The following is a 19265-nucleotide window of genomic DNA, read 5'->3' as shown; positions in this document are numbered from 1 at the left end:
CAGCATGGCACGAACCAAAACAGCATTCAAGCCCACGCTCTCCGACCGCGTGTTTGATATGGGTAACTTTATATTTATGGCACTGGTTATGATTGTCACTCTGTATCCGTTCCTGAATGTTCTTGCGATATCGCTGAACGATTCCGTGGATACGGTGCGTGGGGGGATCTATCTCTGGCCGCGCGAGTTTACGCTGGAGAACTACGTTCAGATCTTTAAATACGACGGTTTGATCACCGGCGCCAAAATTACGATTCTCCGTACGCTGGCAGGAACATTCCTGGGCTTGGTCAGCGGAACGATGCTGGGTTATGTCCTCAGCAGGGTAGATTTTCAGGGAAGAAAGTTCATGTCTGTATTCCTGGCCATGACCATGTACTTCTCCGGCGGGATGATTCCGGTCTTCATTCTGATCCGCGACTTGAACATGATGAATTCGTTTCTTGTTTACATCATTCCGGGGATGGTGAGCGCATTTAACGTATTCGTTATCCGGTCTTTCATCGACAGCTTGCCATATTCGCTTCAGGAATCAGCCAAGCTTGACGGAGCTAATGATTTCACGATCTATTACAAAATCATTCTCCCGCTCTGTAAGCCCGTACTGGCTACCATCGCCTTGTTCCTGGCAGTCGGTCAGTGGAACTCATGGTTCGATACGTATCTCTATAACGGCAATGCACCCCATCTCACGACGCTCCAATTCGAGCTGATGAAGGTGCTGCAGAGCACACAGGGACAAACCAGCGGCATGATGTCCGGGCAGAATATGGCCGAAATCGTGAAGCAGGTGTCGCCGGAATCGATCAAAATGGCGATTACGATTGTGGTTACGGTTCCCATATTGCTCGTCTATCCGTTCCTGCAGCGGTATTTTGTGAAGGGGATGACGCTTGGAGCAGTAAAAAGCTAAGCGCATGTACGGTATCAGCAGGCATTATGACCTGTTATACGATAGATGATTAAAAATCGATTTAGGGGGTATAGCAATGAATCATAAGAAGAGATTGTCGCTGCTGCTCGCGATCATGATGATGGCCACATTCGTTCTTGCAGCGTGCGGCAACGGCGACAGTAACAATAGCGCAAACGGCGGTGAAGAGGGCAATGGCGGCAACGATACACAGCAGGAAGAGAAGCTGGGGCCGATGACCATGACGTATTACAGCGCGGATTCCAATGCGAACTGGGCCAACATGCAGGATGCGGTCGGCAAGAAGCTGACCGAGAAAACCGGCATTACAATCCAGGCCGAATACGCGGTAGACGGCTCCAATCAGAAGCTCCCGCTGATGGTAGCGAGCGGGGAATATCCGGACTTGGTATTTGCGAAGGGTGACGCCAATCTGTTTGTGGATTCCGGAGCATTTATTGATCTGACGGATCTGATCGAAGAGCATGCACCGAACATCAAGAAGGTGTATGGAGAATACATGAGCCGTCTGAAATGGAGTAACGATGATGAGGCCATCTATGTCCTCCCGACGCTTGCAGCGGTGGACCATCAGGCGCTCGATGCCGGCGGCACGTTTCAGATCCAGCATGAAGTGCTGAAAGAACTCGGATACCCTGAACTGAAGACGGTGAGGGATTACGAGAAAGCGCTGAAAGACTATGCCGAGAAACACCCGACCATTGACGGCCAGCCGACGATTCCGCTGACGCTGAATGCGGACGGATGGAGAATCATGATCTCGGTAACGAACCCGGCGTTTATCGCGACAGGCGCATCGGATGACGGCGAGTATTATATCGACCAGGGGACGGTCGAGGCTAAGCTGCACTACAAGCGCCCGGAAGAGAAAGAATATTTCCGCTGGTTGAACCATATGAACGATGCGGGTCTTCTGGATAAGGAAACGTTCGTACAGAAAACGGACCAATACGAAGCTAAAATCTCTTCTGGCCGTGTTCTTGGCGTCATCGATCAGGAATGGGGCTTCGGCAATGCAACAAACGCACTGAGATCTTCCGGCAAGGAAAACCGCACCTATGCGAGATTCCCGATCCAGCTGGATGAGTCGACTAAGGATGCAACGTTCCAAGACGCGGGTTACGTCGCCGGATGGGGTGTGGGCATTACGACGTCCGCGAAGGATCCAGTTCGAATCATCAAGTTCCTGGATTATCTGGCTTCCGAAGAAGGGCAAGTTTTGATGAATTGGGGAATAGAGGGCGAGCATTACAACGTTGTGGACGGCAAGCGCGTCATTCCGGAAGATGTCCAAGAGCGCAAAACCTATGACAACGCCAACTTCACTAAGGAAACAGGAATCGGCTTGTACAACGCCATGTTCCCGCGTTACGGAGACGGCGTGAAGGATTCGACGGATAACTACTATACGACGAATTTCCCGGAGACGATCATAGAGAACTATACGCCATCCGCGAAGGAAACACTGAAGGCATACGGCGCGGAAATGTGGAAAGATCTGTGGCCGAAACAAGAGGAATTTGGAGTGAAGCCATGGGGCGTTGCTTACAACATTCCAGTACCGAGCGACTCCAATATCAATATCACGTACAAAAAGGTGGAAGAGATTACCCGTAAACGGATTCCGGAAATCATTCTTGCCGATCCGGCGAAATTTGATGCGCTGTATGAACAGTTCATCAAAGAGCTGAATGATGCCGGCGCCGAGAAGATGGAGCAGGAATACACCCAATTGGTACGCGACCGCGTCGAACTCTGGAATGATTAAGGTATAGGTGAATAGAAGGGGCCGGCAATATGCGGCCCCTTTTGCCGCTACATGAAAGGGTCACTGTTATAGCGATTGTGCCGTTATTTAACAGAAGAAATACAGCAGCGGATGAAGGATATGAGAGGTTCATCGAGAAGACCTTTATCAATTGGAATAAGGGGGGATTACACTGAATTCAGCTGAGAATAAGAACACAACCTTGTGGTATCGGAAGCCCGCGGACAGGTGGGAAGAAGCGCTTCCGCTCGGAAACGGCCGACTTGGGGCTATGGTATTCGGAGGCGTTCAGGAAGAACGCATTCAATGGAATGAAGATACACTTTGGTCCGGATTTCCCCGGGACACGAATAATTACGAGGCTCTCCGGCATTTGGCAGCGGCAAGAGAGCTGATTGCGTCCGGGAAGTTTGCCGAAGCCGAGCAGTTGATTGAGGGCAAGATGGTTGGCAGAAGCACGGAGTCCTTCTTGCCCTTAGGAGACCTGGTCATCCGACAGTCGGGAATAGGGGATCACTGGACGGACTACAGGCGAGCACTGGATCTGGATACAGGGATTGCATCCACTCACTTTCGAACCGGCGGTCCCGATGATCGCTTCAGCAGGGAAATGTTCATCAGTGCGCCTGATCAGGTCGCGGTTATCCGTTATACAAGCACGAACGGCGGAACCATCCAATTAGAGATCGGGCTTCGTTCACCGCTGCAGCATGGTACCCGTAGTGCAGAAGACGGAGCATTGGTGTTGTATGGACAAGCCCCCACCCATATTGCTGAGAATTACAGAGGTGATCACCCCGGGTCGGTGCTCTATGAAGACGGGATTGGCATACGGTATGAAATGAGGCTGCTGGCCTTGACGGACACCGGGCAGGTTACGGTGGATAACAGCGGTATACGTATTAACGGCGCAGGCTCGGTCACGCTGCTGATTGCGGCTGCCACGAATTTTGAAGGCTTCGATCGATCTCCGGGTTCTGAAGGAACCGATCCGTCCAGTATATGCAGGGGGAGACTCCAGGACGCGATGCGGCATGGATTTACAGAATTGCGCTCACGGCATATCGAGGACCATCAAGCCTTGTTCAGACGCGTGAAGCTTCAGCTTGGCCGTCCAGAGCGTGTGCGTTCCGCACAAGCTTTAGCCACCGACGAGCGGATGAAAGCGTACCGGGAGGGACGAGAGGATGCTGCACTCGAGGCGCTGATGTTTCAATTCGGAAGATATTTGCTCATCGCCAGCTCCCGGTCAGGTACACAGCCCGCCCATCTGCAGGGCATATGGAATCCGCATGTACAGCCACCATGGAATAGTGATTATACAACGAATATCAATACCGAGATGAACTACTGGCCTGCAGAAACGACCCATCTGAGCGAGTGCCATGAGCCGCTGATCCAGATGATCCGGGAGCTTAGCGTAAGCGGTGCCCGGACGGCGAAGATTCATTACGGCGCCCGCGGATGGGTCGCCCACCATAACGTGGATCTATGGCGAATGTCCAGCCCGAGCGATGGCAGAGCCATGTGGGCTTTCTGGCCAATGGGCGGTGCATGGCTGTGCCGGCATCTTTGGGAGCGTTACCAATTTCACCCGGACCTCCAATATTTGCGGGAAACGGCTTATCCGCTGATGAGGAATGCGGCATTATTTTGCCTGGATTGGCTTACTGAAGACGGGAAAGGGCATCTGGTGACCAGCCCGTCGACATCGCCGGAGAATCAGTTTCTTACTGCGGACGGCCAGCCTTGCAGCGTGTCGGCAGGCTCCACCATGGATATGGCCATCATTCGGGATATATTTCATAACTGTATTGAGGCATCACAGCTGCTGGAGCAGGATGATGAGCTGCGGGAGGAATGGAAGGCAGCGGTTGCACGCCTGCTGCCTTACGCCATCGATGCCGAGGGTAAACTCATGGAATGGAGCGAGCCTTATCCGGAAGCGGAGCCCGGACATCGGCACGTATCCCATCTGTATGGGCTGTACCCCGGCTCTGACATAACCCTTCAGGATACGCCGCAGCTTGCGGAAGCCGCTTATCGTACGCTGATGTCGCGCATCGACCATGGAGGAGGGCACACGGGGTGGAGCTGCGTATGGCTGATCAACCTGTTTGCCCGATTACAGCAACCGGACAAGGCGTATGTTTATGTCCGGACGCTGATTTCCCGTTCCATGCATCCTAATCTGCTCGGAGACCATCCTCCGTTCCAGATCGATGCGAATTTTGGAGGCACCGCCGGAGTTGTAGAAATGGTGCTCCAGAGTCATTTGGACGCCATTCAGCTTCTGCCGGCGCTGCCGAAGTCTTGGGCAGAAGGCTCCGTAAGAGGGTTAAAGGCTCGTGGCGGGTTTATTGTGGACATGGAATGGAGCGAAGGCATCCTTACGTCTGCGAGCGTAACCTCTACGCATGGCCGAGTCTGTAGGATTAGCTGTTCCGTGCCGCTTGCTATTAGAAGGGAAGACGGAAGTGTGGTGACGACGGATGAGCAAGGCTCGTTTGAAACGGTGAGCGGAGCGACTTACCGGATCACGCCAGCCACCGACGAAGGCAGCGTGAACATGGATTGATCGAACAAGGCCTTTTTGAATAGGGAACTGGATACGGAATTTAAGAAGCTAAAGGAGCTGAACCCTAGATGATTAACGAAAAATTGCCCAAAATGTGGTATGGCGGCGATTATAATCCCGAGCAATGGGATGCGGAAGCGTGGAAGGAAGATGACCGCATGTTTAAGCTGGCGGGTATCGATGTAGCCACCATTAATGTATTCTCTTGGGCTTTGAGCCAGCCGGATGAGGACACGTACGATTTTGCCTGGCTGGATGAGACGATCGATCGACTGTACCGGAACGGGATATATATCTGTCTGGCAACCAGCACAGGGGCCCATCCGGCGTGGATGGCGCGTAAATACCCGGATGTGCTGCGCGTCGACTACGAGGGCCGTAAACGCAAATTCGGCGGCCGCCATAACTCCTGCCCGAACAGCCCCACTTACCGTAAATACGCCAAAATCATGGCCGGCAAGCTGGCGGAACGCTATAAGGATCATCCGGCAGTCCTGATCTGGCACGTATCGAACGAATATGGCGGGTACTGTTACTGCGACAATTGTGCCGCGGCATTCCGGGCTTGGCTTGAGCAGCGCTATGGCACGCTGGATGCCGTGAACAAGGCATGGAATACCCGCTTCTGGGGCCATACCTTCTATGACTGGGAGGACATTGTTGTACCTAACGCTTTAAGCGAGGAGTGGTCCGGCAACCGGACCAATTTTCAAGGCATATCTCTGGATTACCGCCGTTTCCAATCGGACAGCCTGCTGGACTGCTATAAGCTGGAGCGGGATGAATTGAAGCGGATCACGCCGGATATTCCGGTGACCACGAATCTCATGGGCTTCTATCCGGAGCTGGATTACTTCAAATGGGCCAAAGAGATGGATGTTGTATCCTGGGACAACTATCCGTCCCTGGATACACCGTACAGCTATACGGCCATGGCGCATGCTCTGATGCGGGGACTTAAGGGAGGACAGCCCTTTATGCTCATGGAGCAGACGCCGAGCGTCCAGAACTGGCAGCCGTATAACTCGGCCAAACGTCCGGGTGTGATGCGGTTGTGGAGCTATCAAGCGGTCGCCCACGGCGCGGATACGGTGATGTTCTTCCAGCTGCGTCGTTCGATCGGAGCCTGCGAGAAATATCACGGCGCGGTCATTGAACATGTAGGGCATGAGTTTACCCGCGTATTCCGCGAGTGCGCGGAGCTGGGCAAGGAGCTGCAGCAGCTTGGGGACCGTATTCTGGATGCCCGTTCCGACGCCAAAGTCGCGATCATCTACGACTGGGAGAACCGGTGGGGCATCGATCTGTCGAGCGGCCCGACTGTTGCCCTCAATTACGTGAATGAGGTCCATAAATATTACGATGCCCTGCATCAGCTGCATATCCAGACTGACATGATCAGCGTGGAAGAGGACTTCCGGAAATATGACGTTGTCATCGCACCGGTGATGTATATGGCAAAGCAGGGATTTGCAGAGCGTGTGGAGGCCTTTGTATCGCAAGGCGGAACCTTCGTGACGACCTTCTTCAGCGGCATCGTTAATGAGCATGATCTGGTGACGCTTGGCGGTTATCCGGGCGAGCTGCGCAAGGTAATGGGAATATGGGCCGAGGAGATTGATGCACTGCTTCCGGGCCAGCAGAATCAGATGGTGATGCGAGGGCCGAAGGGACAACTGAAGGGCACCTACGACTGCGGAATTCTGTGTGACGTGATCCATGCTGAAGGAGCGGAAGTCGTTGCCGAATATGGCTCCGATTACTATCAGGGGACGCCATCGTTAACCGTGAATTCCTTCGGGCAAGGGAAGGCATGGTATGTGGCCACGAGTCCAGAGCCTAAATTTCTGAAGGACCTGATGCAAACCATATGCAACGACCATGGCATTGAGCCCGTCTTGAAAGCTCCGGAAGGCGTTGAGGTGACAAAGCGTGTGAAGGAGGACGTGGAGTTCACCTTTGTACTTAATCACATGCCGGAGAGCAAACCCGTGCCATTGGAAGGCGATACCTATGTTGACCTGCTGACAGAAGAAGAACATCGAGATTCCTGCGAGGTGCCGGCACGCGGAGTGATGATATTAGAGAAACGGCTGGGGTAGAGATAGCATGAGGGCTTACACGAAAAATAAATAGCTTGGAGCGCTCTCAAAAAAAGCAGAGAAGACGGGGAATCCCCGGCTTTCTCTGCTTTATTTTTTTAATATACGCCTGAGGTTACCCTCCTGATCCCGCAAGAAAAATTTAGGCTGCATGCGGTCTAGCTTCTGAGAAAATGCGTCGATCGGATATGCTTAAACAGCCTAGGCTCTCAGTCCTTCGGCGGTAAACCGCTGTCCAGCCTACGCTTCCTGCTCATGCAGCTTGCGGAATTCCTTCGGCGAGATGCCCTCTTGCTTTTTAAAAACAAGACTGAAATATTTCTCGTTCTTGAAGCCGACCATCTCGGAAATCGCTGCCATTTTTAGGCTTCGATTTTGCAGCAGGACCTTGGCCTTGGAGATGCGGATCCGGTTCAGATGTTCCGGAATGTTAATGCCATGCTTTTGCTTAAATTTGCGGGAAATGTACTCACGACTTACATGAAATCGGTTTGCAATATCATACAGCGACACGTCGTTCTGATAATTTTGCTCGATAAACGTCGTAATGTCATGGATCAGGTCCTGTCCCGTTTGCTTCTGGGACTGCACGGCCGAGGCCAGCAGGCTCATTAATTCAATCCAATACTGCTGCCACTCTGCCAGGGAGCACACATATTTGTCCGGGCTTGGCCGCTCGATGGTGGCGCTTTCCTCTTTGTACAATTTCAACAAAGCTTCAGACGACGGGTTAGCGGTTTCATGAATCACGTGATTGGCAAATCTCTCGATATCGCGGTCCCAACGCTCCAGAAGCTCCGGCGTAAGAACGCTGCTTTTTCGAATAGCCGCGATGAATGACTCTACAGCTTCGGTTATGGGAGCAGGTTGGCCGCTAAGTATGGCGAGTTTCCAGGTATCCTCAAACCCGCTGAACTGCGCGCCTTTATGATGGTCAACGCCCGATCGGAGCTGCTGCTCCGTATCATGGATAAAGTGATTTAGGACCGTTAAATCCCTCTGATGCAGGGTGGACGAGCTTCGGTCATACAATTCCGGAATGTCTGCCGGGTATTGACCGTCAGGACTAAGGCCAAAGTGCATGTGGCGCGACAAGGTGCGGTGCATCCCGTTATTGATCTCTTGAAGCAGTGTGGGCAGCGTGGCAAGCTGATCCCACAACAAAATAACCAGTTGGTGAGGTGAACCGAAGTGACGGAAGGCGATCCCGATCCGGTCCTTTTGCAGAAATTCATTGCAAATATTCAGCAGGGCAAACATGAGCAAATCCTGATGATGGCCAAAGCGGCTATAAAGCGCATGATCTGACTTGTCCATCTGCATGACGGCCAGGCGTATCGTCTGCGTTTGCTCCGGTACGATGCCTTCATCCTTGAGGCGATTGACCACCTGGGAATGGGCGCTTTTGTCATCAACCAGGCTAGATAACAGCTTCTCGGAATAAACCGGCCGGTATTCGTTCACCTGAACATGCTGCTGCCGCGCCGCAAGGCGTTCCCGTTCCTCGGCTTTCCAGGCGGCAGTCGCCTTGGCGACCGCTTGGTTGATGACGGCTTCCTCGATGGGCTTGAGGATATAATCCGTGCCGCTGTACCAGATGGTGTTGCGTACGAATTCGAAGTCGTCATGCCCGCTAATGACAATGAATTTGATATCCGGGTAATTCTTGTGAATCCATTCCATGAGATCTACGCCGTTTTTGAGCGGCATCAACATGTCCATCAGCACGAGGCTCGGCCGGAACGCCGGAATCAGCTTCATCGCCTCAAGACCATTGGCGGCTTCCTCAATATCGGTAATCCCATGCGTTTCCCACTGGACCAGCAGTCGGATGGCTTTACGCACGCGAGACTCGTCATCCACGATCAATGCCTTCATCCGTTTCACCTTCCACATTTATAGTCAGTACAACACGAAAGCCATGCGGCTGGTTGTTTTCGATGCTGAACTTGGATTTTCCACGATAATACAGTCTCAACCTTGTCATGATGTTGCTGAGTCCGATCCCGCTGCTGTCTTCCGTTTCCATTTCGGAAAGAACCTGAAGCTGTTCCAGATCTATTTCTTCCATCCGAAGCAAGTGCTCCTGAAGGGTTTGGAACGGCTCATCCTGCATTCCGTTACCGTTATCCTCGACCGTGATCTGCACGATGGAGGCCGACAGGCGCTTACTTTTCAGCGCGATGTAATTGTTTTCCGCCAAGGGGTTCATGCCATGCTTGAAAAAGTTCTCGATCAGCGGCTGAACCAGCATTTTCGGGATCAACACCTGCAAAGTCGACTCATCCACATCGTAACGGAAGTCGAACTGATTCTCAAATCGTTCTTTCTGCAGCTCCACGTAATCCTTGATATGATCGAGCTCTGTGGCTAGCGTGACCGGCTTGTCCGTATTGTACATGCTGTATCTCATCATCCGGGCAAGAGCGGAGATCAGGGAGTAGATCCTCTTCATGCCATGCTCAAGCGCAAGGGTGCCGATGGTTTGCAGCGCATTGTTCATAAAATGCGGGTTTACCTGCGCTTGCAGCGCGCGGAGCTGGTTGGTCCGGTTCGCCAGCTTCAGCTTGTATTCCTGCAAGATGAGATTGTTGATCGTATCCATCATGCTCCCGAACCTGCGGTGGAGAGTTCCGATTTCGTCTTTGCGGCTGGAGGAGATATCCACGGTCATTCGTCCGCTTTTGACCTGGCTCATGAGGCCTACCAATTCCCGGATCGGCGCCGTGATGTAGACCGAAATCCAGATCGTGGCGGCGATGATGAGAATCAGGGACACGCCGATCAGCAAAATATTGACGAAGGCTGCTTTGTCGGCGCTGCTTAGAATATAGGAGGAAGGAACCTCCTTGATCATTGTCCAGTCGCTGATCGACGTCTTGATATTGTTATATAAATAGATTTTGTTGTCATATTCGAAATGGCCTTCCTTCTTGCCGGATTGCTTGATGCTGTCGTACCATTCCGTTTGAATTTGCTGTCCCAGCATCTCGCCATGGCCGGCATACATGATATACCCGGCTTCATTCGTAATATATAGCTGCTCATGTTCGGGCTGGAACAGCTGATCGCTGATCCGGCTCAGGAAATTCATATCCATATCGATGGCGAGAATGCCTAATCGCTCGGTAGATGGGACGCGTTCAATGACCCGGTACATGGTGAATACTTGTTTATTGGCTTCATAGGGATAAGCTAACTGAAAGCCATACGTGTGAAGGGGATGGGGCGGCTGTAAAACCACCGTATCGTTACCGAGATTGGGAATTTCGGAATAGAGGTTGACATCACTCGTTTTTCTGGCGATATCCTGGGCGAACAACGTGGCCTCTCTTTTGCCGTCGACATAGAGATAGACCTGTCTTGCGCCGCCGATGGCTTTATGAATGGACTGCAGCGTGGCGGACTGCCTACCGCTGGCATTGATGTTCTCATGACTATAATAAAGGCTGCGGAAAAAATCCGGATCCGAATAAACCGTAAGGGAATTCCGGTTCATGTCTTCCAAATAGCTCTCCAAATTCAACCGTCCCTGATAGAGAAGGTTCATATTCTCAACAACGGCCCGTTCCTTGAGCGAGTTGGTTGTCATGACATAGCTGATGATCATGGAGATGGTGGTTGGAATGATGGTAGCCATGATCATAAAGGTAATCAATTTCGTGCGAATGCTGTTCCAATTCCAGTTCATAAATTCACCGCCGATCAATTTTCTATACCATTTAGTTCACATCCTGTGGTAGTCCCAAGGTCTTCATCTTAGCATAATTAAATCATAGAGAAATGGATAGAGAAACGAGAGGACAAGCGGAGGGGGATTTACATGAATAGCAAGAGAACGGCTGCCTTGACGCAGCAGTTGGTTTATATCGGACCCGCGCTGCTGTTTTTCGGTATGACGATCATTATCCCATTTGTAATGGGGATGTATTACTCGTTTACCAACTGGAATGGTGTATCGGGGAATGTTGAATGGGTCGGGCTGGACAATTTCAAACAGATTTTCACAAATGACAGCGCATTCGCACAGTCCTTCTGGTTTACCACCAAGTTTACGATCGTTGGCGTGGTTCTAACGAACCTGGTCGGTTTTTTCCTGGCCTACTTCTTAACGAAAAATATTAGGGCGCGCAACTGGCTGCGGACGATCTTCTTCATGCCAAACGTGATCGGTGGATTGCTGCTCGGCTTCATCTGGCAGTTTATCTTCATAAAGGGCTTTGCCACCGTTGGCGAGGCAACGGGGATTCCGTTCTTTAATCTTCCATGGCTGGGAGACGAAGTAACTGGCTTCTGGGGCATCGTCATGGTCTTTGTATGGCAATCGTCAGGCTATCTGATGGTCATCTACATCGCGTCCATTACGAATGTGTCCAAGGAAGTCATGGAAGCTGCCGAGATTGATGGAGCGAACCGGTTTCAAGTGCTCAAGAGCATCATCGTTCCGCTCATCATGCCGGCGGTCACCGTATGTTTATTCTTGGCGATATCCTGGTCCTTCAAAATGTTCGACCTGAACCTGTCGCTCACGAAGGGCGGACCATACCGCTCCACGGAGTCGCTGGCTATGAACGTGTACAATGAGGCATTCCTGAACAACCGGTATGGACTCGGAACAGCCAAGTCCCTGATCTTCTTCCTGGTTGTTGCCGTCATCACGCTCATTCAAGTTCGATTAACGAAGCAGAAGGAGGTTGAAGCTTAAATGAGATCGAAGAAACCTCCTATGTCGGCTTCCACGATTGTACTTCAGATTGTGATGGTCATTATTGCGCTGATTTTCCTGGCGCCCTTTTACTTCCTGCTGGTGAACTCGGTCAAATCGCTGGGCGATATTATGGTCGACGCGGCCAACTGGCCAACCGCCTTTCACTTTGACAACTACAGCAAGGCTTGGGAAATGACCCGCTTCCCGGAAGCGTTCGTGAATTCCGTCATCATTACGGTCATCAGCAACCTGATCATCGCCCTGTTGAGTGCGATGGCGGCTTACCGAATGGTTCGGTCCAATACGAGATTCAATCAAATCGTGTTCATGCTGTTCGTATCGGCCATGGTCATTCCGTTCCAATCCATAATGATTCCCTTGCTGCAGGTCATTAACTTCCTGGGTGTTAACAACAGTATCGTGGGTTTGATTCTCAGTTATCTGGGACTCGGTATCCCGTTGTCGGTCTTCCTATTCCACGGTTTCGTGAAAGGTATTCCGCTTGAAATCGAGGAGGCCGCCACGGTCGACGGAGCTTCTCCGTTCAGAGTATTTGGCCGTATCGTTTTGCCTATGCTGAAACCTATGATGGTGACGGTCATTATCCTGAACTGTCTGTGGGTCTGGAACGACTACCTGCTGCCATCCTTGATCCTGCAAAGTCCGGAACTGCGGACCATTCCGCTTGCGACCTTTGCCTTCTTCGGGCAGTATTCGAAGCAGTGGGATATGGCGCTGCCAGCGCTCGTGCTGGGCATCACGCCGATTATCATCTTCTTCCTGTCATTACAGAAGTACATTGTTGAAGGCGTCGCTGCCGGCTCCGTTAAGGGGTAATGGCAGCCTGGCTTCTCCCAAATCGGTTTTCCCATCTTTATATATAAACAATACTAGGGGGTAGTAAAGATGAACAAAATGAAATTATCTCTCGTGATGCTGCTGGCTTTTTCGCTGCTGCTTGCGGCTTGCGGCGGCAAGTCGGAGGAAGGTCAGGGCGGAAGCTCGGATGGAGCTTCCGGCGAAGTTAAGACGGTTAAGATTTTCCAATTCAAAACCGAGATCGTGGACGGCCTGAATGAACTCAAGGTTGAATTCGAGAAGGAATATCCGAACATCAAGCTTGATATTCAAACAGTAGGCGGCGGTGCTGACTACGGTGCTGCACTGAAAACGAAATTCGCATCCAACGATGCGCCTGATATTTTCTCCAATGGCGGCGACGCCGAGATGGAGATGTGGATTGACCGCCTGGAGGATCTGTCCGATCAGCCTTGGGTGAACGATCTGGTGGACATGGCAAAAGAGCCGATGACCAAAGACGGTAAAGTATACGGCATGCCGATGAACCTTGAAGGCTGGGGGTACATCTACAATAAAGATTTGTTTGAGCAGGCGGGCATTACCGAGCTTCCTAAAACCTATGCCCAACTGGAAGATGCTGCGAAGAAGCTGGAAGCGGCAGGCATAACTCCTTTTGCGAACGCTTACCAGGAATGGTGGCTGATCGGTAACCAAGGTATTAACCCGGCGTTTGCCCAGCAGGATGATCCGAATGCTTTTATCCAGGGCTTGAACGACGGCACGCAAAAATTTGCGGGCAATGCGAAGTTCGAAGAGTGGGCCAAACTGATGCAGCTGACATTGGATCACGGGAACAAAAATCCGCTGACCACCGATTACAATACGGCCATTTCCCTGCTGGCTACGGGGAAAACAGCCATGATGCAGAACGGCAACTGGGCCCAAACCGAGATTGATGCCATCAATCCGGACCTGAATCTTGGCTACCTGCCGATGCCGCTTGGCGACAATGCGGAGCTAAATGACAAGCTGAACGTAGGGGTACCTGCGAACCTGGTCATCAACAAGGATTCCGCATCGAAGGAAGAAGCGAAGATCTTCCTTAACTGGTTTGTCACATCCGATATCGGTAAAGAGTACATCGTCAAAAAATTCAAATTCATCCCGGCCTTGAAGACAATCGAAGCAACACCTGAGGACATGGGCGATCTGGGTTCAGCCGTGTGGGAGTACGTGCAAGCTGGCAAAGTACTGCCAAGACAATCCGCGAAGTTCCCTGACGGTGTAGCCCAGGAATTCTCCGGCGCGATGCAGGCCTTCTTCGCAGGCAAATCCGATGCGAACAAGATGCTTGAGGATATGCAGACATCCTGGGATAGTCTGAAAAAGTAAGGAGCAATGCTCTAATCAAAGTTAGCTAATCGTTCATAAGAGGTATGATTCCTGTCCAACATGACATGGGATGGTGCCTCTTTTCTTTAAGATTCAAAGTACGTCGATAGATACGGTTTTCTTAGCTAAAGAACGATGAAGGAGGCATTTCAATGATTAATCAACATTTCCCTAAGATATGGTATGGCGGGGACTATAATCCCGAGCAATGGGATAAGGCAACGATGGAAGAGGACCTGCGGATGTTTGAACTGGCCGGTGTTGATGTGGCGACCCTCAATGTATTTTCCTGGGCCAGAACGCAGCGTGATGAGAACAGCTATGATTTCACGTGGCTTGATGAAATGATGGATCGGCTGGCCGAGGAGCAGGTTCATGTCTGCTTGGCAACCAGCACGGGGGCGCATCCGGCTTGGATGGCCAAGAAATACCCGGACATCCTGCGCGTTGACTACGATGGACGCAAACGCAAATTCGGCGGTCGTCATAATTCATGTCCGAACAGTCCGACGTATCGCAAATATTCGATGCTGATGGCGCGTAAGCTGGCTGAGCGTTACAAGGATCATCCGGCACTGGTCATCTGGCACGTCTCGAATGAGTACGGCGGGTATTGTTATTGCGACAACTGCGAGCAGCAGTTCCGCGTCTGGCTGAAAGAGCGTTACGGGACGCTCGATAAGTTGAATGCCGCATGGAATACCGGCTTCTGGGGTCATACCTTTTACGAATGGGACGAGATTGTGGTACCGAACGCGCTCAGTGAAGAATTCGGCGGAAACCGGACCTTCTTCCAAGGGATATCACTGGACTATCGCCGTTTCCAATCTGACAGCCTGCTGGCATGTTATCGGTTGGAGAAGGAAGAACTGAAGAAGGTTACGCCGCACATTCCGGTCACCACCAATCTGATGGGATTTTATCCGGAGCTGGATTACTTCGAGTGGGCGAAGCACATGGATGTGGTATCCTGGGACAACTATCCTGCGATTGATACGCCGGTAAGCTTTACAGCGATGGCGCATAATCTGATGCGCGGACTGAAAAGTGGACAGCCGTTCATGCTGATGGAGCAGACGCCGAGCGTTCAAAACTGGTCGCCATACAATTCCGCCAAACGGCCCGGCGTGATGAGATTGTGGAGTTACCAGGCCGTAGCCCATGGGGCAGATACAATCATGTTCTTCCAGCTCCGCCGTTCCGTGGGGGCATGCGAGAAGTTCCACGGTGCATTGATTGAGCATGTGGGACATGAGCATACCCGGGTCTTCCGGGAATGCGCGGAGCTGGGGCACGAGCTGCAGCAGCTCGGAGATAAGCTGCTAGACTCCCGATCGGACGCCAAAGTAGCGATTATGTATGATTGGGAAAATCGTTGGGCGCTGGAGCTGTCAAGCGGACCTTCCAAAGCCCTGAACTACGTGGATGAGGTTCATAAGTATTATGATGCACTGTATCAGCTGAATATCCAGACCGATATCATCAGCTTCGAGGAGGACCTGAGCAAGTACGATGTGGTGATTGCCCCCGTGATGTATATGGTGAAGCCGGGCGTTGCCCAGCGCGTGGAGCAGTTTGTATCCCGGGGCGGAACCTTTGTGACGACCTTCTTCAGCGGCATCGTCAATGAGCATGATCTGGTGACCCTGGGAGGTCATCCCGGCGAACTGCGCAAGGTGACTGGCATCTGGGCCGAGGAGATCGATGCCCTGCTTCCCGGGCAGCAAAATCAGATCCATATGAAGCAGGATTGGGGATCACTGCGTGGAAGTTATCCATGTGGAATTTTGTGTGACGTCATCCATGCGGAGACGGCAGAGATTCTGGCTGAGTACGGATCCGACTTCTATAAAGGCACTCCTGTTCTAACGAAGAATGCGTTTGGCGAAGGGCAGGCCTATTATGTGGCGAGCAGTCCGGATTCGCAGTTCCTGCAGGCATTTCTTGCTAATCTGTGCGAAGAACAGGGTGTGAAGCCGCTGCTGAATACACCTGCCGGGGTAGAGGTGGTGGAACGGGTGAAGGATGGGAACTCCTACTTGTTCATTATGAACCACAATGCCGAAGAGATGACGTTTGATGCAGGTTCTGCCAATCAATTCGATCTCCTGGGTAGCCGGCAGATTTCAGGCCATGTCACGATTCCGGGAAGGGACGTCATGATTCTGGAACGGACGACCGCCGTAGGGTCTTAAAACGGAACATGGAGATTTAACTCGGACCTTGGGTTAGGGGGCAAAAAGCAGTGAGTATACATTTTCATGAAGATCTGGGGATATTCCATCTCCAGAGCGAGCGGTCAAGTTATGTGATTGAGCTTGTGCGGGGCGTCTATCCGGCGCACGCCTATTGGGGGCGGCGGATTCGCGATCACCGCATCGGCGGGTTGCTGGAACGGAGGGGCAGAGCATCCTTTTCACCGTCGCCGTTTCGCGAGGATGCATCCTTTTCCCTGGACAGTTTGCCACAGGAATACCCGGGCTACGGCAGCGGCGATTTCCGGCAGCCTGCGTACCAGGTACAGCTGGCTAACGGGACCACGGTCACCGAAGCGGAATATGTCCGTCACCGGATCTACAGCGGCAAACCGAAGCTGGAAGGCTTGCCTGCCGTATACGCGGAACAGGATGCTGAGGCGGATACGCTGGAGCTGGAACTGCTGGATCGGGTAAGCGGATTGACGATTTATTTGTCTTATACGGTCATGAATGCGTTCGATGCCATTACGCGTTCCGTGTCCTTCCGTAATGACAGCAAGGAGAACATCACCCTGCTGCGGGCTATGAGCGCCAGCGTGGATATGAATCATAGCTGTTATGACCTTCTGCATCTCCATGGAGCATGGGCGAGAGAGCGCCATGTGCAGCGCAGAAGATTATCCCCCGGCATGCAGGGGATTGAGAGCCGGAGGGGTTCAAGCAGCCACAACCACAATCCGTTTCTTGCGCTGCTGTCCGAAGGCGCTGGCGAAGAGCACGGTGAGGTGTACGGCTTCAGCCTTGTATACAGCGGCAGCTTCTCTGCACAGGTTGAGGTGGATCATTACGAAACCGCCCGGGTTACGATGGGATTGAATCCGTTTGATTTTTCCTGGCTGCTGGAGCCGGGACAATCGTTCCAGACGCCGGAAGCGGTGATGGTTTTTTCGGCGGAAGGCTTGGGCGGCATGTCCAGACGCTATCATAAGATGTACCGTTCAAGGCTGAGCCGGGGGAAATTCCGGGATGCTACGCGCCCAGTGCTGGTTAACAACTGGGAAGCGACCTACTTTAACTTTAATGCGGATAAAATCGAACAAATCGCCAGCGTCGGACGGGATCTCGGCATCGAGTTGTTTGTGCTGGATGACGGATGGTTCGGCAAGCGAAATGACGATACGACTTCCCTCGGAGATTGGGTCGTTGACAAGAACAAGCTGCCGGAAGGCCTTGAGGATCTCGTGAAGCGGGTTCGCGATCTCGATATGCAGTTTGGCTTATGGTTTGAGCCCGAGATGATTTCGCCGGATAGCGATCTGTACCGTCAGCATCCGGACTGGTGCCTGCATGTGGAAGGACGCCGGCGAACGGAAGGCAGACAGCAGCTGATCCTGGACTTCTCCCGCCAGGAAGTAGGCGATGCGGTGGCCGATATGGTTCGGAGCATCCTGCAAAGTGCGCCGATCACCTATGTGAAATGGGACATGAACCGGAACATGACGGAGATCGGGTCGGCCGCGCTGCCGCCTGAACGCCAGCGGGAAACAGCCCATCGTTATATGCTGGGATTGTATCGGGTGATGGAGCAGCTGACGACGGAGTTCCCGCATATTTTGTTTGAGAGCTGCTCCGGCGGTGGCGGACGCTATGATCCGGGGATGCTGTATTACATGCCCCAGACGTGGACAAGCGATAACTCTGATGCCGTCAGTCGATTGAAGATTCAATACGGAACGAGCCTTGTGTATCCTCTTAGCTCCATGGGAGCCCATGTGTCCGCCGTTCCGAATCATCAGGTGCACCGGCATACTTCGCTGCGTACGAGAGGTCATGCGGCGATGTCGGGCAATTTCGGATATGAGCTGGACCTGACAGCCTTCAGTGAGCAGGAGAAGGAAGAGGTCCGCGAGCAGGTAAAACAGTATAAAGAGATTCGGCATCTGGTACAGTTCGGGGATTTCTACCGCCTTCGGAATCCGTTCGAAGGGAACGAAGCTGCCTGGACCATCGTCTCCGAGGACCGCTCGGAAGCGGTGCTGTATTACTTCCGCATCTTAAGCGAGGCGAATGAGCCGATTGTTTGGCTGCGTACGGCCGGGCTGGATGGGGATGGAGATTATCGGTGCGAAGAAGACGGGAACATCTATGGCGGAGACCGACTGATGAACGCCGGATTGGCCATTCCCGCGATGCATGGGGATTTCCAGAGCTTTATCTGGAGGTTCAAACGAGTGTGAGCTGAATAAAACCAAAAGAACCGCCAGAGATGCAACAACTCTGGCGGTTCTTGCTGTTTCATGCCGGCTGCCCTCAGGTTGCCGTGATCGAATAAGTGCCCCGGTCCGTTGTGAGCACCACTTGACGGTCTTGGATGTCCGCAGCCGTTAACCCGTCCAGTCCGATGACAAAGGAATTGCTTGGCAGCGGGGCTTCATGGCCGGCGGTGATGACCACGCCGGGGCCGTGGAGCAGGAGCGCATGGTGGTCTCCATAACCGTCGATGGACTGCTCTTGATGCTGCTGGTGTTCAAATCGTTCCAGCTGTATTTCAATCTGGTCCTGATCCTTCTCTTCTTGCTTGGATATGTGCAGGGTGTGATTGCTTTTGGATTGAAGCCAATGGGTGACCTCTTCGATCGATGGATTCATCATGAACACCTTCCTTGATTTTAGGGTGGCTTCAAATAGTCTGTCCATGAAGTCATAACCTTATTTCAAATTCATGGAGTTCCTTCGTCAGAATCATATGAAAAATTAACGCTGATCAAACCCTCTTCATCTATT

General features: G+C 52.2%; 12 protein-coding genes. 9 read left to right on the top strand and 3 right to left on the bottom strand.

Features of this window, described 5'->3' with window-relative positions:
• The first annotated feature begins 4 nt into the window (after positions 1-4).
• The 4 genes from NYE54_RS29840 to NYE54_RS29825 all read left to right on the top strand — a co-directional run bounded on the left by NYE54_RS29840 (position 5) and on the right by NYE54_RS29825 (position 7382).
• Positions 5-913 (top strand): carbohydrate ABC transporter permease, encoded by a 909-nt coding sequence (locus NYE54_RS29840; RefSeq protein WP_076325357.1) that lies wholly within the window; start codon positions 5-7, stop codon positions 911-913.
• Positions 914-989: 76 nt separating this feature from the next.
• Positions 990-2702 (top strand): ABC transporter substrate-binding protein, encoded by a 1713-nt coding sequence (locus NYE54_RS29835; RefSeq protein WP_339268169.1) that lies wholly within the window; start codon positions 990-992, stop codon positions 2700-2702.
• A gap of 202 nt (positions 2703-2904) precedes the next feature.
• Positions 2905-5280: a glycoside hydrolase family 95 protein gene (locus tag NYE54_RS29830; protein WP_339268168.1), complete on the top strand. Its 2376-nt coding sequence runs from the start codon at positions 2905-2907 to the stop codon at positions 5278-5280.
• 68 nt (positions 5281-5348) lie between these two features.
• Positions 5349-7382: a beta-galactosidase gene (locus tag NYE54_RS29825; RefSeq protein WP_339268166.1), complete on the top strand. Its 2034-nt coding sequence runs from the start codon at positions 5349-5351 to the stop codon at positions 7380-7382.
• A gap of 240 nt (positions 7383-7622) precedes the next feature.
• Here NYE54_RS29825 and NYE54_RS29820 read toward each other — a convergent pair whose 3' ends face one another.
• Positions 7623-9260 (bottom strand): response regulator, encoded by a 1638-nt coding sequence (locus tag NYE54_RS29820; protein ID WP_339268164.1) that lies wholly within the window; start codon positions 9258-9260, stop codon positions 7623-7625.
• On the bottom strand, positions 9238-11073 hold the full coding sequence (locus NYE54_RS29815) for a sensor histidine kinase (RefSeq protein ID WP_339268162.1): 1836 nt from the start codon (positions 11071-11073) through the stop codon (positions 9238-9240). Before NYE54_RS29815 ends, NYE54_RS29820 begins: the two co-directional genes overlap by 23 nt.
• A gap of 132 nt (positions 11074-11205) precedes the next feature.
• Here NYE54_RS29815 and NYE54_RS29810 point away from each other — a divergent pair, with 132 nt between their 5' ends.
• The 5 genes from NYE54_RS29810 to NYE54_RS29790 all read left to right on the top strand — a co-directional run bounded on the left by NYE54_RS29810 (position 11206) and on the right by NYE54_RS29790 (position 18718).
• Entirely contained in the window at positions 11206-12087 is an 882-nt protein-coding gene (locus tag NYE54_RS29810; protein ID WP_076325362.1) for a sugar ABC transporter permease, read from the top strand.
• Entirely contained in the window at positions 12088-12927 is an 840-nt protein-coding gene (locus NYE54_RS29805; protein WP_076325363.1) for a carbohydrate ABC transporter permease, read from the top strand.
• Between the two features lie 69 nt (positions 12928-12996).
• Positions 12997-14283: an ABC transporter substrate-binding protein gene (locus NYE54_RS29800; protein WP_076325364.1), complete on the top strand. Its 1287-nt coding sequence runs from the start codon at positions 12997-12999 to the stop codon at positions 14281-14283.
• Positions 14284-14435: 152 nt separating this feature from the next.
• The gene (locus NYE54_RS29795) at positions 14436-16478 is read left to right on the top strand and encodes a beta-galactosidase (RefSeq protein WP_339268160.1); all 2043 of its coding nucleotides are present in this window, start codon (positions 14436-14438) and stop codon (positions 16476-16478) included.
• A gap of 50 nt (positions 16479-16528) precedes the next feature.
• Positions 16529-18718: an alpha-galactosidase gene (locus NYE54_RS29790; RefSeq protein ID WP_339268159.1), complete on the top strand. Its 2190-nt coding sequence runs from the start codon at positions 16529-16531 to the stop codon at positions 18716-18718.
• Positions 18719-18791: 73 nt separating this feature from the next.
• Here NYE54_RS29790 and NYE54_RS29785 read toward each other — a convergent pair whose 3' ends face one another.
• On the bottom strand, positions 18792-19133 hold the full coding sequence (locus tag NYE54_RS29785) for a hypothetical protein (protein ID WP_339268158.1): 342 nt from the start codon (positions 19131-19133) through the stop codon (positions 18792-18794).
• Positions 19134-19265 lie beyond the last annotated feature (132 nt).

Origin of the sequence: Paenibacillus sp. FSL K6-1330 (genome assembly GCF_037976825.1) — a bacterium.
Lineage (GTDB): Bacteria > Bacillota > Bacilli > Paenibacillales > Paenibacillaceae > Paenibacillus_AQ.
This window is presented reverse-complemented; position numbering and strand designations above follow the sequence as displayed.

Coding starts and splice junctions, on each gene's coding strand:
- NYE54_RS29840 (WP_076325357.1), top strand. CDS start 5: ATGGCACGAACCAAAACAGCATTCAAGCCCACGCTCTCCGACCGCGTG.
- NYE54_RS29835 (WP_339268169.1), top strand. CDS start 990: ATGAATCATAAGAAGAGATTGTCGCTGCTGCTCGCGATCATGATGATG.
- NYE54_RS29825 (WP_339268166.1), top strand. CDS start 5,349: ATGATTAACGAAAAATTGCCCAAAATGTGGTATGGCGGCGATTATAAT.
- NYE54_RS29820 (WP_339268164.1), bottom strand. CDS start 9,260: ATGAAGGCATTGATCGTGGATGACGAGTCTCGCGTGCGTAAAGCCATC.
- NYE54_RS29815 (WP_339268162.1), bottom strand. CDS start 11,073: ATGAACTGGAATTGGAACAGCATTCGCACGAAATTGATTACCTTTATG.
- NYE54_RS29810 (WP_076325362.1), top strand. CDS start 11,206: ATGAATAGCAAGAGAACGGCTGCCTTGACGCAGCAGTTGGTTTATATC.
- NYE54_RS29805 (WP_076325363.1), top strand. CDS start 12,088: ATGAGATCGAAGAAACCTCCTATGTCGGCTTCCACGATTGTACTTCAG.
- NYE54_RS29800 (WP_076325364.1), top strand. CDS start 12,997: ATGAACAAAATGAAATTATCTCTCGTGATGCTGCTGGCTTTTTCGCTG.
- NYE54_RS29795 (WP_339268160.1), top strand. CDS start 14,436: ATGATTAATCAACATTTCCCTAAGATATGGTATGGCGGGGACTATAAT.
- NYE54_RS29785 (WP_339268158.1), bottom strand. CDS start 19,133: ATGATGAATCCATCGATCGAAGAGGTCACCCATTGGCTTCAATCCAAA.